Here is a 20,365-nt window from a genome sequence, read left to right as displayed (position 1 = left end):
GAGGAGAGAACAATGGGTTTCACGACATCGGCTTACGTCGTCGCGGCGGTTCTCTTCATCCTGTCGCTCGGCGGCCTCTCCGGCCAGGAAAGCGCCAAGCGCGCCGTCTGGTATGGCATTGCAGGGATGGCGCTCGCCGTCATCGCCACCTTCATCGGCCAGTCGGCCAATGGCACCTTCATCAACATCCTCACCGTCCTCCTCCTGGGTGCCGGTGCGGTGCTGGGCGCGATTGCCGCCAAGCGTGTGCAGATGACGGAAATGCCGCAGCTCGTCGCTGCCATGCATTCGCTGGTCGGCCTTGCGGCGGTCTTCATCGGCTATAACGCCCATATCGAGGCCGCCCATGTGGCCGGCCTCGACGAGACGGCAAAGGCGGCGCTGACCGGCTTTGCCGCGATCCTCGCCCACAAGGACAGCGTCGAACTGTCGATCCTCCGGGTCGAAACCTTCCTCGGCGTCTTCATCGGGGCGGTCACCTTCACCGGCTCGGTCATTGCCTATGGCAAGCTCGCCGGCAAGGTGGATGGCAAGGCGAAGAAACTGCCGGGCGGTCATGTGCTGAATGCGGTGGCGGCGATCCTCTCCGTCGTGTTGCTGGTGGTCTATATCCAGTCCGGCTCCTCGCTGGCGCTGATCGTCATGACGCTGGCCGCGCTCTTCATCGGCTATCACCTGATCATGGGCATCGGCGGCGCCGACATGCCGGTCGTGGTGTCGATGCTGAACAGCTATTCCGGCTGGGCGGCAGCGGCCATCGGCTTCTCGCTGTCGAACGATCTCCTGATCGTCGTCGGCGCGCTGGTCGGTTCCTCGGGCGCGATCCTCTCCTACATCATGTGCAAGGCGATGAACCGCTCCTTCATCTCGGTCATCCTCGGCGGCTTCGGCGGCACGACGGGCCCGGCGATGGAAATCTCGGGCGAACAGGTGGCAATCGACGCCGAAGGTGTGGCGGCCGCGCTCAACGATGCGGACTCGGTCATCATCATCCCCGGCTACGGCATGGCGGTGGCGCAGGCGCAAGGGGCGGTTTCCGAACTCACCCGCAAGCTGCGCGCCAAGGGCAAGAATGTCCGCTTCGCCATCCATCCGGTGGCGGGCCGCCTGCCCGGCCACATGAACGTGCTGCTGGCGGAAGCCAAGGTGCCCTACGACATCGTTCTGGAAATGGACGAGATCAACGAGGACTTCCCGGAAACGGATGTGGCGATCGTCATCGGCTCGAACGACATCGTCAATCCGGCGGCGCAGGAAGATCCGAACAGCCCGATTGCCGGCATGCCGGTTCTCGAATGCTGGAAGGCCAAGCAGGTCTTCGTCTCCAAGCGCGGTCAGGGCACGGGCTATTCGGGCATCGAAAACCCGCTGTTCTTCAAGGAGAACACCCGCATGTTCTACGGCGACGCCAAGGCCTCGCTCGAAAAGCTGCTGCGCCTGATCGACTGATCGGCGGCCGGGTAAGGTCGGAAACAGGAAACGCCGCGTCTTCCCGACGCGGCGTTTTTCGTTCTCCCCCCTGTTGCCGTCATGCTCGGGCTTGTCCCGAGCATCCGCCACCCGGCCGGTCCCGTTCAGCCTCGCAGATCCTCGGGACAAGCCCTGGGATGACGGAGGCGGGTGGTTCGTTCGAGTTCTGCTCCCTCAAAATCGCGCTGCAAGCCAGCCTTTCGCAATCTCCAGATCCATGCGGCTCAGATTGTGGCCGGTCGGCAGGGTCTCGTGGGTCAAGTCACCCCCGGCGGCGGTGAGGCTTGCGGCGAGATGTCCGGCATTCTCGGCCGGCACGATCGGGTCCATCGCGCCGGAAAGGATCAGCACCGGCCTGGCCGAAAGCCCGCCGAGCGGGGGATCGGTGAGCGGCACCATGGCCCGCAGCAGCACGGCGCCGGCCAGCACATCCGGATGGCGGTAGAGCAGGGCTGCGGCCATGTTCGCACCATTCGAAAAGCCGACGGCAACGGGGGCTGCGAGCCCGTAGGCCTCGCGCGCCTCGCGGATGAACCCGGCCAGCGCTGCCGCCCGCGCCACCACATCCGCCTCGTCGAAGACGCCTTCGGACAGGCGTCGGAAGAAGCGCGGCATGCCCCGTTCCAGCACCTGCCCCCGTGGCGACAGCAGGGCCGCGCCGGGGCTGAGCTGCGCGCCAAGGCCGAGAAGGTCGTTCTCGTCGCCGCCGGTGCCATGCAGAAGCAGCAGCGGCGCCCGGTCCGGCGCGGTCGCGGGCTGGAAGCGATGAATATGGGAAAGGGTCGTTCCGGTCATGGTCCGGTCTCCTTCTCTGGAAGAATGGGGTCGTCCTCCGGATCGCTCCGGAGGACGGGATTGCCGGTTAGGCGGCGGCGGTGATCAGTTCGGGCAACAGGCCCTCGATCTTTGCCCGGTAGGGCTCGAGGCCGGCCGGCAGCTTCAGCGCCTCGCCCAGGCTTTCGGCGGGCTCATCCACGGCAAAGCCCGGCTCGTCCGTGGCGATCTCGAAGATCACCCCGCCCGGCGAGCGGAAATAGACCGAGCGGAAATAATCCCGGTCCTTCTGCTCGGTGGTGCCGATGCCAAGTTCGCCGCGCAGCTTGGCAGCGAGTGCTGCCTGCTCCGCATCGTCCTTCGCCCGGAAGGCGATGTGATGGACGGAGCCGGCCCCCTGCCGGGCGGGCAGGAAGCCGCCGGCGGCGTGAAGATCGACAATCGCGCCGATCCACTCGCCCTCGATCCGGTAGCGGGTGGTGTTGCCCTCGGTCGCCCCCTTGCGGAAGCCGAAAACCTCGGTCAGCACGCGGGCGGTGGCCTCCGCAGATTCGATCAGCAGCGAGACGCCGTGAAAGCCGCGCAGCGCCATGTCCGCCGGAATGCCCGCCGTGGCATAGCCCGGCTCGGCCTCGATGCCCTCGATGCCGACGAGAGCCAGACGCATGCCGTCGGGATCGCGGAAGGGCAGCACGGTTTCGCCGAAGCGGGTTTCCAGTGCCCCGTGCGTCACGCCCTTTTCGATGAAGCGGTGGCTCCAGAAGCCCAGCGCTGTCTTCGGCACGCGGTAAAGCGTTTCCTGCGTCTCGCCGATGCCGAGCCGGCCCGGGCCCACGCCCTCGAAGGGGAAGTGGGTCATGATTGTGCCGGGGCTGCCGGCCTCGTCGCCGAAATAGAAGTGATAGGTGCCGGGATCGTCGAAATTGACGGTCCGCTTGACGAAGCGCTGGCCGAGCACACCGGTATAGAAATCATAGGTGCGCTGCGCATGGCCCGATATGGCCGTGATGTGGTGGAGCGTGTTGCTCATGGTCTTTCTCCTTGTGCCTGAGGCGGGAAAGCCGTCTCGATGGACAAGAGGTAGGCGCGAGAGAGCGGAATTGCACGGGGATTTGCTTGCATTGATGCAAGGATGAAATTGCATTATTGTAAAGCTATCTGCACGGAGGCAAGGAAATCACGCCATGATCGACCCTGCCTGGGATGACCTGAAGCTGGTGCGCTCCATCGCACGGGCGGGCGGGTTGACGGGTGCGGCCGCAGAGCTCGGCATCGACCAGTCCACGGTTTACCGAAGGCTCGGCGCGCTGGAAAAGGTGCTCGGCGCGGCCCTCTTCGAGCGGCACCGCACCGGCTACGTGCCGACGGCGACGGGTGAGGAGCTGGTGGCGCTCGCCGATCGCTTCGAGAGGGGCATCGTGGATTTCGCCCGTCGTCTGGAAGGCAAGGCGATTGCGGTGAGGGGCGAAATCCGCATTGCGACGGCCGACAGCCTGCTCGCCCATCTGCTGACGCCGATCTTCCAGTCCTTCCAGGCGGCGCATCCCGATATCACGCTCGACGTGGTGATCGGCAATCCGGCGCTCAACCTCTCCCGCCGCGATGCGGATGTGGCGATCCGGGCCACGGATTCCCCGCCCGAAACCCTCATCGGGCGGCGGATCGGCACGATTGCCTGGGCGCTTTACGGCACCCCCGACTGCGTCATCGACGATCCGCGCTGGGTCACGCTGGGGGAGGATATGGCGGGCCTGAAGGTGGTGCGCTGGGCGCGAGACCATGTGCCGGCGGAACGGCGCGTCTACCGGGCGAATACGGTGCTGGGGCTGTCGAGTGCGGTGGAGGCGGGCATCGGCATCGGGCACCTGCCCTGCTTCATCGGCGATGCATCGCGGGCGTTGAAGCGGCTTTCGGAGCCGGAGCCGGAATTTTCGGCAGGGCTGTGGCTGCTCACCCATGCGGATCTCAGGCAATCCCCGCGCATCCGGCTGTTCATGGATCACGTGGCGGGGGAATTGCAGCGGCTGAAGCCGCTGATCGAAGGCAGCAGCCCCGGTCTGGACCGGGTGCGGGAAGGCTAAGGGCGGGCCGCCCCTCCGCAGGGAGGAAGGAGCGGCCCGGAGACCGGATCAGGCGATTTCGGTCACGAAATTCTTCCGGTCGCGGCGGACCTTCTTCAGGTTGGCGAGCCAGTCATTGGCCGAATCGCGATAGCCGAGCGGCATGATGGTGACGGAGCGCAGGCCCTTTTCCTTGAGGTTCAGGATGTCGTCCAGCGCGGCGGCATCGAAGCCTTCCATCGGCGTGGCATCCACTTCCTCGAAGGCGGCGGCAGTCAGCGCCAGACCGAAGCCGATATAGGCCTGACGGGCGGCATGCTCGAAATTGATCTGCGCGCCGCGCGGCACATAGGTGGAGAGCAGCTGCTGGCGATAGGCTTCCCAGCCCTCATTGGTGAAGCCGCGGGCTTCGTTGACGAGGTCGAAGGCCTTGTTGATGCGCTCTTCGGTGTAATTGTCCCAGGCTGCGAAAACGAGCAGGTGCGAGCAATCGGTCACCTGCGACTGGTTCCATGCCACGGCGCGGATCTTTTCCTTGAGCTCCTGATTGGTGATCAGGATCACCTCGAAGGGCTGGAGCCCGCTGGAGGTCGGCGCAAGGCGGGCGGCCTCGATGATGCGGTCCACCTTCTCCTGCGGCACCTTCTTCGAGGGGTCCATCTTCTTGGTGGCATAGCGCCAGTTCAGTTTGTCGAGCAGCATATGTCTGGTCCTTTTCATGGCTCCGACCGATCCGGGCCCAGGGAGGCGGCGCCCTGGTCGGTCACAAAACGTAACTTGGGTAAAATATGGTACTTGAATTTTCCTGCAAGAAGGCACAATTTTGTGACCAGGTCACCTGGAGGGAACCCACCCCATGCCCCATGATTACGAACCCTGCCAATGCGGACGCATCAGCGAGGTGCTGCAGCGCGTCGGCGACAAATGGAGTGTGCTGGTCATCATGATGCTGGGCGACGAGGCGCTGCGCTTCAACGAGCTCAAGCGCCGGATCGGCGGCATTTCGCAGCGCATGCTCACTCTCACGCTCCGCACGCTGGAGCGGGACGGCATGGTGATCCGCACCGTCTATGCCACCGTGCCGCCGCAGGTGGAATATGCGCTCACCCCGCTCGGCCGGTCGCTGTCGGAGCCCGTTGTGGCGCTTGGCAAATGGGCGCAGCAGAACCTGTCCCATATCGACCGCGCCCGCCTGACCTATGACGGCCGGAACGGCGATGGCGAGCAGAAGAGTGCCTTGTCCCCGGCCGAAGAGGCATGAGGGCGCAGATTTTTTGTGCGTGAGACGCTTCTGTGTCGGTTCGGGACGCCTTACTCTCGCCGGTAGAGCGTCTGGACTGCCGAGGAGACCCCCATGAATCTCGCCTCTCCCATCCGATCCCGCCCCCTCGACGAGGATGCCATTCGCGATCTCCGCGTCGATCTGGCGGCGGCCTTCCGGCTTGCGGCGAAATTCGACTGGCATGAGTCGGTCGGCAATCACTTCAGCGTGTCCGTTTCGGCGGACGGCCGCACCTTCCTGATGAATCCGCGCTGGAAACATTTTGCCTCCATTCGGGCGAGCGACCTGCTGCTGCTCGATGTGGACGATCACGGCGTGATGGAAAGCGACAATGCGCCCGATCCGTCAGCCTGGTGCATCCACGGCACGATCCACCGGGAGCGTCCGGCGGTGCGGGTCGTCCTGCATTGCCACCCGCCCTATGCCACGGCGCTCGCCACGCTCAAGAACCCGGAGATGCTGCCCATCGACCAGAATACGGCCCGCTTCTACGGCCTGGTCGGCATCGATACGAATTTCGGCGGGATTGCGGACGATGCCGCAGAGGGGCGCAGACTCGCCACCGCCTTCGGCAACCGCTCGATCCTGCTCATGGGCAATCACGGCGTCACCGTGACCGGCCCGACCGTGGCGGAAGCCTTCGAACACCTCTATTTCTTCGAACGGGCAGCCAAAACCCTCATCCTCGCCTATTCCACTGGCCAGCCGCTGGCCGTCCTGTCCGACGAACTCGCCCGCAAGACGGCGGAAGACTGGCTGCCCTATACCGGCATGGCCTATGCCCATTTCGACTATCTGAAATCCACGCTGGACGCCGAAGACCGCTCCTGGCGGCTGTAGGGGGATTTCTGTGCACGACCGCCTTTGGTGATTTGTCCAGCGGGTATCTCCCGTTGGATGTCATCCATACAAAAACTGACCCCGGGAGCATGCAGTGCAGAGGCCGACCCGGGGTGTACGTTAGAACATTAGCAGAAAAATGTGGAAGAGCAAGAGGCTGCTTCTCTTGCCATTTGGCAGAATATGACTATATTCATGCCAAAGAGGAGATGCGCCATGTTGCTGCAGCCCATCGAGACCACGCCTTCGGAAGTGCGCACGCCCGTTATTACCGATGAGGAAGCGGGGGCGCTGGCGCGCACCACGGTCAATCTGTTCAAGGCCTGGGGCCTCAGCGATGCGGAAGCCTCGACGCTTCTCGGCGGGCTTTCGGCGCGCACCTGGGCGCGCTGGAAGGAAGGGCAGATCGGCCGGACCGATCGCGACCTGCGCATGCGGATGGCGCATCTGATGGGCATTCACAAGGGCTTGCGCTATCTCTTCAAGGACCCGGCCCGTGGCTATGCCTGGATCCGCAAGCCGAATGCGGCCTTTGGTGGCCGCTCGGCGCTCGATCTCATGCTGCGCGGTGAGATGGCCGATCTCCAGACCATGCGGGAATGGCTCGATGCGGAGCGGGGCGCATGGTAGGCGAAGAGCCGCCTCTCCTTCGTGTCCGTTGGCCGCAGACCTACCGCATCATCCGCTCTATCTTTCCGCCCATCGATCTCTTCGAGGACATTGCCGATCCGCGAGACTGGGAGGCGCTGGCGGCGGTGGAGGAAAAGACCAATCCGCGCGTCCGGTTCGAGATCGGCGATCTCGGCAAGGTGCCGGCGGGGCGGCGCGTCTCCGGGCCGGGCGCAAGCCTGGTCATGGCCCCCTTCGTGCATTGTTCCCCACTGCGCCCCGGCCGGTTCACCGACGGCCATTACGGCATCTACTATGCGGCCTCCAGCGAAGACGTGGCGGTGGCGGAAACCATCCATCACCACCAGAAATTCATGGCGGCGACAAAGGAAGAGCCCGGCTGGACGTCGGATTTCCGGGTTCTGATCGGATCGGTCGATCTGGACCTGCATGAGGTGAGCGGGGTTCCCGGCGTCATGGATCGGGACGATTACACGGCCTCGCAGGTGCTTGGCCGCCGCCTGCGCGAGGCCGGCAGCAACGGGCTCGCCTGGGAGAGCGTCCGCATGGCCGGCGGGCGCTGCATCGGGCTTTTCTGGCCGGATCTGGTACCCGTTCCGGTTCAGGGCCGCCATTACAGCTATCATTGGAATGGCAGCCGGGTGGATATGGTCTACCAGCACGATACGGGCCGCGTGCTGGAAGTGATCTGAGGCCTATTCCTCTTCCAGCGCCCGCTTCAGCTTGCGCAGGATCACCCGGCGGGCGCGGGCATCGCCAGCCCGGTTGAGCGCGTCGTTGAGATCGAGAATGAAATTCTGGGTCTCGTTGTGCCAGTCCGGCCGCCCTGCGGAGACGGGATCGATGCGGGGCTTTTCCACGCCTTCCGACACGAGAACGGGACCGCCCGCCGAAAGCCGGTAGGCGGCATCGAGACCGGGGGTGAAGAGCTTCTGCGCCCCCACCAGCGGTTCCAGCCTTGCCTTCAGGCCGGCCACGGCTTGCTCTTCCCCGTGCACGAGGAACAGGCCGGCCTTCACCGGCAGGCGGGCCTCCACCCAGCGGGCAAGGCCCGGCCCGTCCGCATGGCCGCTATAGACGTCGAGCTTGCGGATGCGGGCGCGCACGGCAATCTCGTCGCCCTGGATGCGCACGGTCGGCGCCCCTTCCGAGAGAATGCGGCCCAGCGTGCCGGCGGCCTGAAAGCCCACGAGCAGCACGGTGCCCTCTTCCCGCCACAGCCAGTTCTTCAGGCGATGGCGGATGCGCCCTGCCTCGCACATGCCGCTGGCGGCGATCACGATGTGGAAGCCATGCATGAAATCGATGGCCTTGGATTGCTCGGCGGTTTCGGTAAAGCGCACATGGCGGGCGCGCATGGCCCGGGACAGCAGGTCGCCATGCTCGATCTCGCGGGCATGGCGCTGGAACACCCGGCTGGCGCGCGAGGCGAGCGGCGAATCGATCAGGATCGGGCAGGTCTCGATTTCGCCGCGCTCCATCAGCAGCACCAGATCGGCCAGCAGTTCCTGCGTGCGTTCGACCGCGAAGGAGGGGATGAGCAGCGCCCCGTCCGGACGGGTGGCGGCGCGCACCTCGGCGCGGAGCTGATGCAGGCGCACCTGATCATCCGCATCGTCGCGCTCGCGGTCGCCATAGGTGCTTTCGCAGAGGATGTAATCCCAGCTGGCGGGCGCTTCGGGATCGGGCTGCAGCAGCTTGTTTGGCGGGCCGATATCGCCGGAAAAAAGTATGCGCCGTCCGCTCGCCGTTTCCAGCTCGATCGAGGCGGAGCCGAGCAGATGGCCGGCATTCCAGAAGCGGAAGCGCAGGCCCTCCGCCCCCAGCGTCTGCCATTCTTCCAGCGGCACCCCGCGAAACTGGGTCATGCAGGCGCCCGCATCCGCAGCCGTATAGATCGGCTCCACCGTATCGCGGCCGCGGGTGCGGTTGCGGCGGTTCAGGTGCTCCACCTCCATTTCCTGGATATGGCCGGAATCCGGCAGCATCACCGCAGCGAGATCGACGGTGGCGGGTGTGGCATAGATCGGGCCGTCGAAACCGTCCTTGACCAGTTTCGGGATCAGGCCGGAATGATCGATATGGGCATGGGTCAGGAGGACCGCGTCGATCTCCCCCGGCACGAAGGGGAAGGGGCGATAGTTCAGCTCCTTCTCTGTCTTCGAGCCCTGGAACATGCCGCAATCCACCACCACCCGCTGGCCGTCCGCCTCCAGCAGGTAGCAGGAGCCGGTCACGGTGCCGGCGGCGCCGTGAAAATGCAGGATGGGGTCATTCGCCATGGGGTCAATCCTTCGCTTGTGCCGGACCTGACCTCATCCCCCGGCGAACCGGATGTCAATAAACGAGTTTTCCCCTGCGGCGGAATGGATCAGACGGGCGTCTCGCCCTCTGCCTCTCCTGCTGTCTCCGCAGGCCGTGCCCCGTAGCGCTCGCGGAGCGAAACGGGCGGGTCCCTTGGCGGCCAGACCCGGTCGATGCGGGTGATTTCCACCCGATACCAGAGCAAGAGCCAGAGAAGCCCGAGCAAAAAGGCCGGCACGCCCAGAATGATGGCCGCCTTGATCCAGTCCGGAGACTGGCTGTAGAAATCGATCAGCGAATAATCCATGTCTCAAATCCCCGATGACAAGGACCGCCAGACGAAGCGCCTGGCGGCCAGGGGAGCTAAGAAAACCGCGTCGAAACGGCCGTCGCTGCCTTTAGATCGAAATCCTGGACATGCGCAGCAACCTCCCCGGCCCTGTGAGGCGGGACGGAGCCCTGTGACGGTCTCCGCAAGGCCCGTGCTGGTTCGCCGGCCGTTTGTCTGCCTTCCCTCTCCCCGATGACGAAGACCGCCAGACAAGGAGCCTGGCGGCCAGGGGAGCTAAGAAAACCGCATATACACGGCCGTCGCTGCCTTTAGGCATGAGCCCTGGACATGCGCAGCAACCTCCCCGGCCAAAGAGGCAGGTGAGTGCGTTTAAAGCACGGGTTGGCATTCCTCGAACAGAGGATGCACACCGGTATATGAGAGGTTTCTTAGGCCCCTTGGCGGGATTTTGCCCGCCATGGTCCATGCTAAGTTAATTCTAATATTTGGCAAGCCTGAAATTCAGGCGAGCTGTCCTCTCAGTCGAGATCGATGATCTCGGCGATCAGGCGGTGGCGCAGGCCGGCATCCTGCCGGTCGATGGCGTGCATGAGGCCGTGCAGCGTCTGGCGCAGGCCGTGCATCTGGTCGATCAGGCGGATCGCCACGTCCACGCCCTCCTCGTTCACGCCCATGTCCTCGACGAGATCGAGGATGAGGCGGCCCCGGGCCACGTCCGCATCGGTGAACTCGCGGCCGGCGCGGGTGGCGGCGGGCACCAGCCACCCGTGCGAGACCCAGCGGTCCAGAACCGTGACCTCGATCGCCAGCACCTGTCGAAAATCGCTTTCCCTCATGGCTTATGCTCCCATGTTCCGGCGCGGGTCCTCGTCTGCGCCGCTCCAGCCTTCGAGGAAGGCTTCCAGCGCAGGATCGGGTTTTTCCGGCAGCACGATGCGGATCGAGACATAGGCATCGCCCGCCTCCGTGCCGCGCTTCACGCCCTTGCCCTTCAACCGCAGCACCTTGCCGCTCGACGACCGCGGCGGCAGGGTGACGCTGACCGCGCCCGAGGGCGTCGGCACGCGGATCTTGCCGCCCAGCGCCGCTTCCTTCAGCGTGACCGGCACATCGAGACGGATGTCGTCGCCGTCGCGGGTGTAGAAGGGATGCGGCTTTACGGTGATGTCGATGAGCGCATCGCCCGGTGGGCCGCCATTGAAGCCCGGCTCGCCCTTGCCCTTGAGGCGCAGCGTCTGCCCGTCGCGGGTGCCGGGCGGAATGCGGATGTCCAGCGCTCCGCCCTCCGGCAGGTTCACCTTCACCGAGCCGCCATTCACCGCATCCAGAAACTCGACCGGAAGCGCATAGCGTCGGTCCTGGCCGCGAAAGGCGGCATGGCCGCGCCCGCCGCCGGCACCGCCGGCACCGCCGCGCCGGCCGAAAAGGCTGGAGAGCAGGTCTTCCGCATCGCCGAAATCGGAAAAGCCGCCGGAATAGGTGTAGCGCCCCTGATCCGCGCCAGCATGGGCATAGTCGCGGTAGAAATCGCGCTGCGGCGCTTCCGCACCGCTCGCATCGATCTCGCCCGCGTCGAAGCGCTTGCGCTTCTCCTCGTCGCCCACGATCGCATAGGCCGCCGAGGCCGCCTTGAATTTCTCCTCGGCCTGCTTGTCACCGGGGTTGAGGTCGGGATGCAGCGTCTTCGCCAGCTTGCGATAGGCGCTCTGTATCTCCTTCTGCGAGGCCGTCTTCGCCACGCCGAGGATCTCGTAAGGGTCTCTGGCCATTCAGCCCTCCAGTCCTGCCGGCGGAGCGGGGCCAAGGAGGCCACGGGCCGCCGGAAACGATGATTTTATTCTTATGTGGGGACCCCACCCCGGCTTTTTCAACCGCCACCCCGCCTTCAGCCACGTTTTTGCCGAAGCGGGCTGTTTGTTCAGCGAGCATTAATTTTGGTCAATGACAAATAGTAACCAAATTGATAATAACTCATACAATCAACACGCATGAGGCGAGGGGACGCGAACATGAGTTTCTGGGGTGATCTGGCAGGCGGGCTTGCCGAAAAACTGATGAGCGGGCAGGACATCAACCTGTTGCAGGTTGCCGAGCAGGCGCTTGGCAATTCCGGTGGCGTCGGCGGCCTGCTGGACAATCTGCGTGGCGCCGGACTTGGCGATCAGGTTTCCTCCTGGATCGGGACCGGCTCCAACCTTCCGGTCTCCGCCGAACAGATCCAGTCCGCCCTGTCCAGCGAGCAGCTTGCCGGCATTGCCGGCGCGCTCGGCCTCGATCCGGCAAAACTTCCGGCCATCCTGTCGCAGCTGCTTCCGGCCGCTGTGGATCAGGCTAGCCCCAACGGCGTCCTGCCGTCCTGAAATCTTCCATCTCCCCTAGGACCAAGAGGAATAGATATGTCCAAGAAGATCGCCATCCTGGCCGTTACGCTGTTTGCAGCGCTCGGTCTCGGCTCGTCCGCCCATGCGCTGACGATGAAGGAATGCAGCGTCAAGTACCAGGATGCCAAGGCGAAGGGCACGCTTGACGGCATGAAGTGGAACGAGTTCCGCGCCAAGAACTGCGGCGCTGCTGCCGAGGAATCCGACGATCCGTCCGTTTCCGAAGCGGTGAACGAAGAGCCGGCAAAGCCGACCGCCAAGGCCCCGAAGGGCGTGGATTTCCCCACCGCCATCAGCGCCAAGTACAAGGGTGAATCGGCCGGCAAGGCCCGCATGCACACCTGCGTCGATGCCTACCATGCCAACAAGGACGCCAACACGCTGAACGGCCTGAAGTGGATCCAGAAGGGCGGCGGTTACTACAGCCTCTGCAATGCCAAGCTGAAGGCCAAGGGCTGAGCGGCCACGCCTCACCATCGATCCGGCCCCTTTGACGAGGGGCCGTCCTACAACCGAAAGGGAACTCCATCATGAGCGAATTCGACAACCTGATTGCCAAATACACCGCCGACCTCAAGGAAAAGTGCGGGATCGATGCGGATGCCGCCCTGCTGACCAAGATCGCCAAGGGTCTCGGCCCGTCGATCTACAACGACGATTCCTCCACCGTTTCCTCCTCCGACGAATCGGAACTGGACCGCGTGCGGAACAATTTCCTGGTGAAGAAGCTCGGCCTTTCCGCCGGTGCCGAACTCGAAGCCGGCCTTTCCGCCGCCATCGAAGCCTATGGCCGTTCCAACCGCAACAAGTATCGCGTCGTGCTCTATTACCTGCTGGTCAAGCATTTCGGCAAGGAATCCGTTTACGCCTGATCGACCCGTGATTGAGAGGGCGGCCTGCTGCCGGTCAACGGCGGCGGCCGCCTTTTTGCTGCGCTGTCCCGGCCGGCGCGACGGCGGCCCTTTTCCGGGATTTGACCTTGGCGGTCCTCTCCGCCATGGTGCGCGAAAATCGGATGTGGGGAATCGGCTTGGGCATGGAAAGCAAGGAGATCGAATCCGGCTGGCGCGGCTCGCGCGATCTCTGGCTCGATGCAGCCCAGACGCTGCTGCTGGAACAGGGCGTGGATGCGGTTCGCATCGTGCCGCTCGCCAAGACCCTCAATCTGTCCCGCACCAGTTTCTACTGGTTTTTCAAGGATCGCGAGGCGCTGCTCTCCGATCTTCTCTCCCGCTGGCGCGACAAGAATACGGGCAGCCTCGAACGCCAGTGCGCCGCCTATGCGGAAACGGTGGCGGAAGCCATGCTGAATGTTTTCGATTGCTGGCTGGATCGCGATCTCTTCGATGCGCCCTTCGAATTCGCCATCCGCAGCTGGGCGCTGCAATCGGCCGAGGTGGCCGCCGAAGTGGAGGCCGCCGATGCGGTGCGCCTCGCCGCGCTGACGGCGCTCTTCACCCGCTTCGGCCATCCGGCGGACATGGCGGATGTGCGGGCGCGGTCGGTCTATCTCGTGCAGATCGGCTATATTTCCATGCAGGCGCGGGAAGACCTTTCCACCCGCATGCAGCGCATTCCCGGCTATGTGGAAATCTTTACCGGCCGTCGCCCGGAAGCGCGCGAACTCGCCCGCTTCCACGCCCGGCACGGCTATCAGGACGCGCCCTGAGCCTCAGGCCGCCGACCGTCCGCCGCCGCGCAGATGTGCGGCGCTGGCCGCGGGCGTCCCCGGCTCGCGAATGCGGGCGCGGCGGTTGAGCTTGAAGCGGTGCACGAGACTGGAAAGCGTTTCCGCCCCGGAGGCCAGCGCCTGGCTGACATAGTTCATCCGTTCCACCAGCGAGATGTTTTCCCGCGACAGACGGTCGAGCGAGCGCACCGCCGTGTTGATTTCCGAGAGCTGATGCGACTGTTCGGTGGCCGAGGTGGCGATGGCTTCCACATTGCCGTCGATGGTGCGCACGAAATCCTCGATCCGCCGCAGGGCATCCCCCGTGTCGCCGACGAGCCGCACGCCTTCCTTGACCTCGCCGGAGGAATTGCTGATCAGCCGGGCGATTTCCTTGGCGGCTTCCGCCGACCGCTGCGCCAGCGCCCGGACCTCCTGCGCCACGACCGCAAAGCCCTTGCCGCTATCCCCCGCCCGCGCCGCCTCGACGCCCGCATTGAGGGCGAGAAGATTGGTCTGGAAGGCGATCTCGTCGATCACGCCGATGATGTTGGCAATCTCGGCCGAAGCCGTTTCGATCCGGCCCATGGCCTCGACCGTGGAATTCAGCACCTTCACCGATTCCGTGGCCGCCTGCCGCGCATCGCGCACCAGCGACCGGGTATCCACCGTGCGGGTGCTGGCCTCGCGGATGGTTTCGGTAATGGCGTCCAGCGCCGTGGTGGTCTGCTGCAGGGCGGAAACCTGGTGATGGCTGCGTTCGTCCAGGCTTTCGGAATTGGTCCGCATGTCCGCGCCGTTTTCCGTGAGCTTGCGCGTTTCGGCGAGAACCTCTTCCAGCGTTTCCTGGAAACGGCCGATGGACAGGTTGAAATCCTTGCGCAGCGGCTCGAATGCGGGATCGAAAGGTTCGTCCATGGTGACGCGGATGTTGCAGTCCGCCAGCCGCTTCAGGCCTTCGGCCAGGGTTTGCATCGCCTTGACGCGCCCGGTCACGTCGGTGGCGAATTTCACCACCTTGATCACCTTGCCGTCGATGCCGAAGATCGGATTATAGGTGGCCTGGATATGAATTTCCGCGCCGGACTTGTCGATCCGGGCAAATTCGTCGGCGACGAACTCGCCCGCGGCAAGCCGGGTCCAGAAGGCCCGGTATTCCGGCGAGCGCGCATAGTCCGGATGGCAGAACAGCGAGTGATGCCGCCCGGCAATCTCCTCCAGCCGATATCCCGTCACCTTCAGGAAATTCTCGTTGGCGGTAAGCACATGGCCATCGGTGGTGAATTCGATGATCGCCTGCGAACGGGACAGCGCCTCCAGCTTGCCGTCGCTGTCCATGGACTTTACCTTGGCGGCGGTGATGTCGGTCGCGATCTTGATGACCTTGTAGGGCTTGCTGCCCCGCATGACGGGGTTGTAGCTCGCCTCGATCCAGACCGTGCGGTTGCCCTTGGCCAGCCGGCGATACTGCTTCTGCTCGAATTCGCCACGCTGAAGCCGGGCCCAGAAGCTGCGATAGGCCTCCGACTGAGCCTCCGCCGGATCCACGAAAATCCGGTGATGCTTGCCGATGATTTCCTCCCGGCGATAGCCCATCGCCGCGCAGAACTTCTCGTTTGCGTCCAGGATAGTGCCCTGGAGATCGAATTCGATGACGGCGAGAGACCGGCGCATGGCCGCCAGCACATTGCGCGAATCGTTACCAAGTCCGAAAGGCATCATCGTTTATTCTCACGAAATATTACATTTTCGACATTCATAACTGACAAGGGTTAATGCCTCGATAAGAGCGGGCAGATTGGGGAATTTCCCCGCCGCAGACCGGGAACAGGCTTTCGGATCAGGACCTTGCCACCCACGCAGACCCGAAATTCGGGCCCATCCCTTGATGCTAATGAATTTCAATAGCACAAATCATTGTTTTTCCTTGATATATTCACTTGAAACGAAGGGGCGCTGAAGCTATCGGCAGGACGAAAGGCCCCTCGGGGGGCAGCATCGAGCCAAGGGGGCAACATGGAGCGCACTATCAAGATTGCGATCGGCAGCATCCTCGTCGGTCTGTGCGTGCTCGCCCTGAAGGCGCTGGCCTGGTGGATGACGGGCTCCATCGCCCTGCTTTCGGATGCGCTGGAAAGCACCGTGAATGTGGCGACCGCCATCGCCGCGCTGGTGGCGATCCGCGTGGCGGCGCGCCCGGCCGATGCCAACCATCCCTATGGCCACCACAAGGCCGAATTCATGAGTGCGGTGCTGGAAGGGGTGATGATCATCATCGCCGCGCTGCTGATCATGAACGAGGCCTATAAGGGGTTCATGCAGCCGCGCACCCTCACCGCCCCCATGGAAGGTCTTGTCATCAACGGCCTCGCCAGCGTGATCAACGGCATCTGGTGTTATGTCCTGATCACCTATGGACGCCGGCACCGTTCGCCGGCCCTGGTGGCCGACGGCAAGCACCTGCTCTCCGACGTGATTTCCTCGATCGGGGTCACCTTCGGCGTGATGATCGCCATCATCACCGGCTGGCAGAAGCTCGATCCGGCTCTGGCCGGGCTGGTCGCCGTCAACATTCTCTGGTCGGGCTGGAAGGTGGTGACGGAATCGCTCTCCGGCCTGCTCGACGAAGCGGTCTCGGACGAAACCCTGGCCCGCATCCGCGAAACCATTTCCTCTGCCGCAACCGGCGCGCTCGAGGTTCATGATCTGCGCACCCGCCATGCGGGCCGCGCGACCTTCATCGATTTCCACATGGTTGTGCCCGGCAGCATCACGGTCGACGAGGCGCACGACATCTGCGACCGGATCGAGACCGCGCTGAAGAAGGAATTCCCCGGCGCGATGATCACCATTCATGTGGAGCCGGAGAACAAGGCCAAGCATCAGGGCGTGCTGATCCTCTAGCCCGCCCCTCCCCTTCAGGCGAAGGGATCCGTCTGGCCGAGCGCGGAAATCAGCCGCTCTGCCCAGAGCCCGGCGCCCGTATCGTCGGCCACCAGATCCTGCCGGATCTCGATCAGCACGGCGGGCAGGCCACGGGCCTCGCCATGCACGGGGACCGTATAATCCTCGTCCCGGTCGATCACATAGGGCTCGTTGACGGCAGAGGGGGCCTCTGGCGTGTGCAGCGCGCGGACCAGCGCCTCGCCGAAGGCCAGCGAGTGGGAGCACAGAATGCCCGAGGCCCAGGGCCGCCGGAACCCCTTGTAGACGGGCGTGAAACTGTGCACGCCGATGACCGCAGTCGGCTTTCCCGCCGCCTGCCGCCGGTCGAGCAGCGCGTCCACCGCCTGCTGGAAGGGCTGGAAATAGGTGCGGATGCGGTAGTCGCGCTCCGCGGCTTCAAGCCCGGCATTGCCCGGAATGGTGGTCGTCTCGCTCACCGGCGGGATCGAGGACGCCGCATGGAGCGGCCGGTTGAGATCGATCAGCAGCCGCGAAAAGCCCGCCATGACCAGAGGCGCATCGAGCGCCTTTGCCATGGTGAGCGCCATGGCCCTTGCGCCGATGTCCCAGGCAATATGGGCGGTGAGGTCCGCCTCCGACAGCCCGAGGCCCCGGTAGCGGGAGGGGATCAGCCGCGAGGCGTGTTCGCACAGCAGCACAAAGGGCGACGTGCCCTCCGCATTCAGCACCGTCACGGCGGCCTGCCGTTCGGCGGCCTCCTCTTCCGGCGAGGCAGGCGGCGGCGCTTGATAGGCGCGTTCGAGCATCAGTAGATCTCCGCATAGCGGGCGCAGCGTTCCGCAGCCGTCAGGTCGGCCATGAGGGCCTCTTCCTTGCGCTTCATGCCGATATAGCTTTCCAGCATCAGCGGATCGAGCCAGCCGCAGACGGTGCCGTCCGCTTCGAGCGCCTGCAGGCAGGCGTCGATGCTGGTGGGCAGGCGGTGCAGACCCAGCCGCTCGCGCTCCCCGGCGGTCAGGAGATCGGGATCGCCGCTGAAGACCGGGGCCGGCGGCAGTGCGTCGGCAAGACCCCGCAGGCCGGCAAAGATCAGCATGGCAAGCGCCAGATGCGGCGAGGCCGTGCAATCGGCGGCGCGGAATTCCATGTTGAACTGGGCATCGGGCGTCTTGCCGCCCAGGGTCACCACGGGGCAGATGCGCAGCGAGGATTCCCGGTCCCGGTCGCCGAGCCAGGTATAGCTGGAGCTCCAGTTGTGCGGCTGCAGGCGGATGCCGGAAATCGCGCTGCAGGCCGTAAAGGCGATGAGCGCCCGCATGTGGCGGACGATGCCGGCCGCAAAGCGGGCGGCGCGTTCCGAAAGGCCGCCGGGACCGGCAGCATCATAGGTCGCCGGCCGGCCGGCCTCGTCGGTCAGGCTGAGGTGAATGTGCAACCCGTTGCCCACGCCGTCGGGCGCGGATTTCGGGCTGAAGGTGATCGCCCGGTCATGGGTGCGGGCCACCTCCTTCAGGATTTCGCGCAGCGCCACCGCGCGGTCGGCCGCCGCCAGCGCGTCCGAGGGCTTCACGGTCACCTCGAACTGATGGGCGCCATATTCCGGCAGCAGGTTTTCCGGTCCCAGCCCGGCCTCTTCCAGCGAGCGGAAGAGATCGTCGGCGAATTCCTCCATGCCGCGCAGCTTGGCGAGCGAGAAGGGCGCGCCTTCGCCCGCTCCGTCGGTGAACTGGAATTCATGCTCGAAGCTTGCCGTCACCGAAAGCCCGGTTGCCGCTTTCAGCGCCGCAATCGCCCGGCGCAGCAGGGTGCGCGGGCAGGCCACGAAATCGCTGCCGTCGAGATTGACCACGTCGCTCATGACGAAATCGAGCGGCGTTGCGGCGCCCATCGGCGCGCAGGTGAAGCGCGCCGCCGGATCGGGGCGCAGCCGGAGGTCGCCGGCAGATCCCCAGGGGTTGGGCGAGGCGATCTCGCCGAAGGGAGTGAGCGAGAAATTCGCCGGCACCCAGCCGCAGGTCTTCGACGGGTCCGCCTCATAGGCTGCCCGTGACAGCGCCCGCCCGCGGGTGATGCCCGCATGGTCGGTGGTGACGAGCGTGATCAGGGAATGGTCGCTCATGGCTTCAGTGCCTCCAGGCGGGCGAGCACGGTTTCGGTATCGGTGATCCAGCAATAGCCGCCATAGGCGCGCAGCGCCGCATCGTGGCGCTCCTGGCTGAGCGTCGCGCAGGCATCGTGCACGAGGGTCACGAGATAGCCCCGGTCCGCCGCATCGCGCACGGCCATGTCCACGCACTGGTCGGTGACGACGCCGGCAATGATGAGATGGCGGATGCCGAGATTTCGCAGCACGTAATCCACATTGGTGGAATTGAAGACGCCGGAGGAGGATTTCGGCAGGATGATCTCGTTCTCGACCGGCTCCAGCTCGTCGATCGGCTGGCCGAGCGGATCCCCCTTTGCGACGAAGATGCCGGACAGCTTGTGATCGAGGGAGATGTCGCGTCCGTCGGCGGTCAGCGCTTCGATGATGGTGTGCATGACCTGCACGCCGGCCGCGCGCGCCGCCTCCAGCATCTTCACCTGATTCGGCACCACCAGGCTTTTCAGCCGCTGGTGGTAGTAGTGATCGGCATTGAGCTCCGGATGCTTGGGATCGAGGTCGGGCAGGCAGAAGATCTTCTGCATGTCGACGAAGAACAGGGCGGTATCGTCGGCCCGGTAGGGCGACTGGCGGGTGATCGGCGCATTCATGACTGCGGGTCCTCGAAGTTTCCGAAAGGGGGGTCCTGGTCGGCATCGCCTCTTGAGGCGGCCTGAAGGCGGGCGCGGAGCGCCTCGATGCTCTCGAGACGCTGGCGGGATGTCTCGCCGAGCCGGCCCGCGAGCGCGGCCACCACCGCCTCCGTCTGGGCCAGCGCCGGGATCATCGTGTCGAAGGGGGAAATCGTGTCGACCGGGGCGGTAAAGGTGATTGTCGCCCAGTCCGCGATCGGCGATTTCCATTTGTCGGTAAAGAGGATGATGCGTGCCTTGCGCGCCGCAGCCTCGGCCGCAAAGGCCACCACATCGGCCTGATAGCGGCGGTAGTCATAGACGACGAGCAGGTCTTTCGCGCCGAGATCGGCGGCGAGATCGATCCGCTCGGAGGAATCGTCGGGAAGCAGGTGGCTGCCGGCCCGGAGCAGCAGCAGATGGCGATGGAAAAGGCCTGCGAGAAACCGGCTGAACCGTCCGCCGAGGAAATGGATCTTCAGTTTCGGATCGGCCAGCAGCGCCACCGCCTGATCGAAATCGCTCGCCATGATGCCGGTGTCGGCGGTGCCGAGCGTCTGCGCGGAAGCCGTCAGGAAGCGGGTCAGATAGCTCTGCTCACCCGCCTGCGGCGTGCGTTCGCCGAACATGGAAAGCGGCGAATTCAGCGTCGCCTCCACCTCGCCCAGGAGCGCCTCCTGAAAGGCGCCATAGCTTTCGAAACCCAGCTTCGCCATCAGCCGCGCGACGGTGGGATCGCTGACACCCGCCCGCTTGGCAAGCCGCGTCGCGGTGGTCATCGCCGCGCTCGGATAGTTGGACAGAAGTTCGCGGACGATCTTCCGTTCGGAAGGCGTCAGCGCGGCCTGTGCGTCCTTGAGTTGATCCTTGATGCTCATGATCCCAGTCATCCGACAGCTTTCGGTCTATGTCAACATTCCAACAAAAATAAATGAAAATGGCAAATTGAAAAATGTTTGACATCGCGGATTTTTCGTCCAA

General features: G+C 64.6%; 23 protein-coding genes. 11 read left to right on the top strand and 12 right to left on the bottom strand.

Going from position 1 to position 20,365, the window contains the following annotated elements; genetic code table 11:
- Positions 1-12: 12 nt before the first annotated feature.
- Entirely contained in the window at positions 13-1,449 is a 1,437-nt protein-coding gene (locus ACT54B_RS18530; RefSeq protein WP_476047051.1) for an NAD(P)(+) transhydrogenase (Re/Si-specific) subunit beta, read from the top strand.
- A gap of 195 nt (positions 1,450-1,644) precedes the next feature.
- Here the strand turns inward: ACT54B_RS18530 and ACT54B_RS18525 are convergent, their stop codons facing one another.
- Both ACT54B_RS18525 and ACT54B_RS18520 read right to left on the bottom strand, forming a co-directional pair.
- Positions 1,645-2,265, bottom strand: a complete 621-nt coding sequence (locus tag ACT54B_RS18525; RefSeq protein ID WP_476047049.1) for an alpha/beta hydrolase — start codon at positions 2,263-2,265, stop codon at positions 1,645-1,647.
- 67 nt (positions 2,266-2,332) lie between these two features.
- Positions 2,333-3,274, bottom strand: coding sequence for a ring-cleaving dioxygenase (locus tag ACT54B_RS18520; RefSeq protein ID WP_476047047.1), 942 nt, complete (start codon positions 3,272-3,274; stop codon positions 2,333-2,335).
- 154 nt (positions 3,275-3,428) lie between these two features.
- Here ACT54B_RS18520 and ACT54B_RS18515 point away from each other — a divergent pair, with 154 nt between their 5' ends.
- Positions 3,429-4,325: a LysR family transcriptional regulator gene (locus ACT54B_RS18515; protein WP_476047045.1), complete on the top strand. Its 897-nt coding sequence runs from the start codon at positions 3,429-3,431 to the stop codon at positions 4,323-4,325.
- A 48-nt stretch (positions 4,326-4,373) separates the two neighbouring features.
- Here ACT54B_RS18515 and ACT54B_RS18510 read toward each other — a convergent pair whose 3' ends face one another.
- The gene (locus ACT54B_RS18510; protein WP_476047406.1) at positions 4,374-5,006 is read right to left on the bottom strand and encodes an NAD(P)H-dependent oxidoreductase; all 633 of its coding nucleotides are present in this window, start codon (positions 5,004-5,006) and stop codon (positions 4,374-4,376) included.
- Between the two features lie 154 nt (positions 5,007-5,160).
- Between ACT54B_RS18510 and ACT54B_RS18505 the strand changes: the two genes are divergently transcribed.
- The 4 genes from ACT54B_RS18505 (at position 5,161) to ACT54B_RS18490 (ending at position 7,748) form a co-directional block, all read left to right on the top strand.
- Positions 5,161-5,565 carry a winged helix-turn-helix transcriptional regulator gene (locus ACT54B_RS18505; protein ID WP_476047044.1) on the top strand — a complete coding sequence of 135 codons (405 nt, stop codon included), beginning with the start codon at positions 5,161-5,163 and terminating at the stop codon, positions 5,563-5,565.
- Positions 5,566-5,658: 93 nt separating this feature from the next.
- Complete coding sequence (locus ACT54B_RS18500) at positions 5,659-6,426, top strand: class II aldolase/adducin family protein (protein WP_476047042.1); 768 nt, start codon at positions 5,659-5,661, stop codon at positions 6,424-6,426.
- A gap of 216 nt (positions 6,427-6,642) precedes the next feature.
- Entirely contained in the window at positions 6,643-7,056 is a 414-nt protein-coding gene (locus ACT54B_RS18495) for an antitoxin Xre-like helix-turn-helix domain-containing protein (protein WP_476047040.1), read from the top strand.
- Positions 7,050-7,748 carry an RES family NAD+ phosphorylase gene (locus ACT54B_RS18490; RefSeq protein ID WP_476047039.1) on the top strand — a complete coding sequence of 233 codons (699 nt, stop codon included), beginning with the start codon at positions 7,050-7,052 and terminating at the stop codon, positions 7,746-7,748. Before ACT54B_RS18495 ends, ACT54B_RS18490 begins: the two co-directional genes overlap by 7 nt.
- A gap of 3 nt (positions 7,749-7,751) precedes the next feature.
- On the opposite strand, the gene ACT54B_RS18485 is transcribed toward ACT54B_RS18490, so the two are convergent.
- The 4 genes from ACT54B_RS18485 to ACT54B_RS18470 all read right to left on the bottom strand — a co-directional run bounded on the left by ACT54B_RS18485 (position 7,752) and on the right by ACT54B_RS18470 (position 11,421).
- Positions 7,752-9,338, bottom strand: a complete 1,587-nt coding sequence (locus ACT54B_RS18485) for an MBL fold metallo-hydrolase (protein ID WP_476047037.1) — start codon at positions 9,336-9,338, stop codon at positions 7,752-7,754.
- Between the two features lie 89 nt (positions 9,339-9,427).
- Complete coding sequence (locus ACT54B_RS18480) at positions 9,428-9,667, bottom strand: hypothetical protein (protein WP_476047035.1); 240 nt, start codon at positions 9,665-9,667, stop codon at positions 9,428-9,430.
- Between the two features lie 503 nt (positions 9,668-10,170).
- Positions 10,171-10,488 carry a chaperone modulator CbpM gene (locus ACT54B_RS18475; protein ID WP_476047034.1) on the bottom strand — a complete coding sequence of 106 codons (318 nt, stop codon included), beginning with the start codon at positions 10,486-10,488 and terminating at the stop codon, positions 10,171-10,173.
- A 3-nt stretch (positions 10,489-10,491) separates the two neighbouring features.
- A complete protein-coding gene (locus tag ACT54B_RS18470) occupies positions 10,492-11,421 on the bottom strand; it encodes a DnaJ C-terminal domain-containing protein (protein WP_476047032.1) in 930 nt (309 codons plus the stop codon).
- Positions 11,422-11,661: 240 nt separating this feature from the next.
- On the opposite strand from ACT54B_RS18470, the gene ACT54B_RS18465 reads away from it, so the two are divergent.
- The 4 genes from ACT54B_RS18465 (at position 11,662) to ACT54B_RS18450 (ending at position 13,702) form a co-directional block, all read left to right on the top strand.
- The gene (locus ACT54B_RS18465; RefSeq protein ID WP_476047031.1) at positions 11,662-12,012 is read left to right on the top strand and encodes a YidB family protein; all 351 of its coding nucleotides are present in this window, start codon (positions 11,662-11,664) and stop codon (positions 12,010-12,012) included.
- Positions 12,013-12,048: 36 nt separating this feature from the next.
- Positions 12,049-12,492: a hypothetical protein gene (locus ACT54B_RS18460; RefSeq protein ID WP_476047029.1), complete on the top strand. Its 444-nt coding sequence runs from the start codon at positions 12,049-12,051 to the stop codon at positions 12,490-12,492.
- Between the two features lie 71 nt (positions 12,493-12,563).
- Positions 12,564-12,905 (top strand): DUF2853 family protein, encoded by a 342-nt coding sequence (locus ACT54B_RS18455; protein ID WP_476047027.1) that lies wholly within the window; start codon positions 12,564-12,566, stop codon positions 12,903-12,905.
- A gap of 164 nt (positions 12,906-13,069) precedes the next feature.
- The gene (locus ACT54B_RS18450) at positions 13,070-13,702 is read left to right on the top strand and encodes a TetR/AcrR family transcriptional regulator (protein ID WP_476047025.1); all 633 of its coding nucleotides are present in this window, start codon (positions 13,070-13,072) and stop codon (positions 13,700-13,702) included.
- 3 nt (positions 13,703-13,705) lie between these two features.
- Here the strand turns inward: ACT54B_RS18450 and ACT54B_RS18445 are convergent, their stop codons facing one another.
- Positions 13,706-15,424, bottom strand: coding sequence for a methyl-accepting chemotaxis protein (locus ACT54B_RS18445; protein ID WP_476047024.1), 1,719 nt, complete (start codon positions 15,422-15,424; stop codon positions 13,706-13,708).
- Between the two features lie 294 nt (positions 15,425-15,718).
- On the opposite strand from ACT54B_RS18445, the gene ACT54B_RS18440 reads away from it, so the two are divergent.
- Positions 15,719-16,606, top strand: coding sequence for a cation diffusion facilitator family transporter (locus tag ACT54B_RS18440; protein WP_476047023.1), 888 nt, complete (start codon positions 15,719-15,721; stop codon positions 16,604-16,606).
- Positions 16,607-16,620: 14 nt separating this feature from the next.
- On the opposite strand, the gene ACT54B_RS18435 is transcribed toward ACT54B_RS18440, so the two are convergent.
- Genes ACT54B_RS18435 through ACT54B_RS18420 form a run of 4 tightly spaced genes read right to left on the bottom strand, consistent with a single transcriptional unit; the run spans position 16,621 to position 20,262 of the window.
- The gene (locus ACT54B_RS18435) at positions 16,621-17,415 is read right to left on the bottom strand and encodes an N-formylglutamate amidohydrolase (RefSeq protein ID WP_476047022.1); all 795 of its coding nucleotides are present in this window, start codon (positions 17,413-17,415) and stop codon (positions 16,621-16,623) included.
- On the bottom strand, positions 17,415-18,728 hold the full coding sequence (locus ACT54B_RS18430) for a type I glutamate--ammonia ligase (RefSeq protein WP_476047021.1): 1,314 nt from the start codon (positions 18,726-18,728) through the stop codon (positions 17,415-17,417). Before ACT54B_RS18430 ends, ACT54B_RS18435 begins: the two co-directional genes overlap by 1 nt.
- Complete coding sequence (locus ACT54B_RS18425) at positions 18,725-19,363, bottom strand: cysteine hydrolase family protein (RefSeq protein ID WP_476047020.1); 639 nt, start codon at positions 19,361-19,363, stop codon at positions 18,725-18,727. The genes ACT54B_RS18430 and ACT54B_RS18425 overlap by 4 nt, the downstream gene beginning before the upstream one ends.
- The gene (locus ACT54B_RS18420) at positions 19,360-20,262 is read right to left on the bottom strand and encodes a MurR/RpiR family transcriptional regulator (protein WP_476047019.1); all 903 of its coding nucleotides are present in this window, start codon (positions 20,260-20,262) and stop codon (positions 19,360-19,362) included. Before ACT54B_RS18420 ends, ACT54B_RS18425 begins: the two co-directional genes overlap by 4 nt.
- Between the last annotated feature and the right edge of the window lie 103 nt (positions 20,263-20,365).

The sequence above is a fragment of the Gellertiella sp. DMC107 genome (assembly GCF_056313605.1).
Note: the sequence above shows the minus strand (reverse complement) of the source record. Positions and strands in the feature narration are given on the sequence as shown.

What these genes read in the sequence shown, in the direction of transcription:
- ACT54B_RS18420 (WP_476047019.1), bottom strand. Translation starts at nt 20,262, where the DNA reads ATGAGCATCAAGGATCAACTCAAGGACGCACAGGCCGCGCTGACGCCT.
- ACT54B_RS18495 (WP_476047040.1), top strand. Translation starts at nt 6,643, where the DNA reads ATGTTGCTGCAGCCCATCGAGACCACGCCTTCGGAAGTGCGCACGCCC.
- ACT54B_RS18520 (WP_476047047.1), bottom strand. Translation starts at nt 3,274, where the DNA reads ATGAGCAACACGCTCCACCACATCACGGCCATATCGGGCCATGCGCAG.
- ACT54B_RS18530 (WP_476047051.1), top strand. Translation starts at nt 13, where the DNA reads ATGGGTTTCACGACATCGGCTTACGTCGTCGCGGCGGTTCTCTTCATC.
- ACT54B_RS18485 (WP_476047037.1), bottom strand. Translation starts at nt 9,338, where the DNA reads ATGGCGAATGACCCCATCCTGCATTTTCACGGCGCCGCCGGCACCGTG.
- ACT54B_RS18515 (WP_476047045.1), top strand. Translation starts at nt 3,429, where the DNA reads ATGATCGACCCTGCCTGGGATGACCTGAAGCTGGTGCGCTCCATCGCA.
- ACT54B_RS18505 (WP_476047044.1), top strand. Translation starts at nt 5,161, where the DNA reads ATGCCCCATGATTACGAACCCTGCCAATGCGGACGCATCAGCGAGGTG.
- ACT54B_RS18435 (WP_476047022.1), bottom strand. Translation starts at nt 17,415, where the DNA reads ATGCTCGAACGCGCCTATCAAGCGCCGCCGCCTGCCTCGCCGGAAGAG.
- ACT54B_RS18450 (WP_476047025.1), top strand. Translation starts at nt 13,070, where the DNA reads ATGGAAAGCAAGGAGATCGAATCCGGCTGGCGCGGCTCGCGCGATCTC.
- ACT54B_RS18460 (WP_476047029.1), top strand. Translation starts at nt 12,049, where the DNA reads ATGTCCAAGAAGATCGCCATCCTGGCCGTTACGCTGTTTGCAGCGCTC.
- ACT54B_RS18490 (WP_476047039.1), top strand. Translation starts at nt 7,050, where the DNA reads ATGGTAGGCGAAGAGCCGCCTCTCCTTCGTGTCCGTTGGCCGCAGACC.
- ACT54B_RS18480 (WP_476047035.1), bottom strand. Translation starts at nt 9,667, where the DNA reads ATGGATTATTCGCTGATCGATTTCTACAGCCAGTCTCCGGACTGGATC.
- ACT54B_RS18430 (WP_476047021.1), bottom strand. Translation starts at nt 18,728, where the DNA reads ATGAGCGACCATTCCCTGATCACGCTCGTCACCACCGACCATGCGGGC.
- ACT54B_RS18425 (WP_476047020.1), bottom strand. Translation starts at nt 19,363, where the DNA reads ATGAATGCGCCGATCACCCGCCAGTCGCCCTACCGGGCCGACGATACC.
- ACT54B_RS18475 (WP_476047034.1), bottom strand. Translation starts at nt 10,488, where the DNA reads ATGAGGGAAAGCGATTTTCGACAGGTGCTGGCGATCGAGGTCACGGTT.
- ACT54B_RS18465 (WP_476047031.1), top strand. Translation starts at nt 11,662, where the DNA reads ATGAGTTTCTGGGGTGATCTGGCAGGCGGGCTTGCCGAAAAACTGATG.
- ACT54B_RS18455 (WP_476047027.1), top strand. Translation starts at nt 12,564, where the DNA reads ATGAGCGAATTCGACAACCTGATTGCCAAATACACCGCCGACCTCAAG.
- ACT54B_RS18500 (WP_476047042.1), top strand. Translation starts at nt 5,659, where the DNA reads ATGAATCTCGCCTCTCCCATCCGATCCCGCCCCCTCGACGAGGATGCC.
- ACT54B_RS18525 (WP_476047049.1), bottom strand. Translation starts at nt 2,265, where the DNA reads ATGACCGGAACGACCCTTTCCCATATTCATCGCTTCCAGCCCGCGACC.
- ACT54B_RS18470 (WP_476047032.1), bottom strand. Translation starts at nt 11,421, where the DNA reads ATGGCCAGAGACCCTTACGAGATCCTCGGCGTGGCGAAGACGGCCTCG.
- ACT54B_RS18510 (WP_476047406.1), bottom strand. Translation starts at nt 5,006, where the DNA reads ATGCTGCTCGACAAACTGAACTGGCGCTATGCCACCAAGAAGATGGAC.
- ACT54B_RS18440 (WP_476047023.1), top strand. Translation starts at nt 15,719, where the DNA reads ATGGAGCGCACTATCAAGATTGCGATCGGCAGCATCCTCGTCGGTCTG.
- ACT54B_RS18445 (WP_476047024.1), bottom strand. Translation starts at nt 15,424, where the DNA reads ATGATGCCTTTCGGACTTGGTAACGATTCGCGCAATGTGCTGGCGGCC.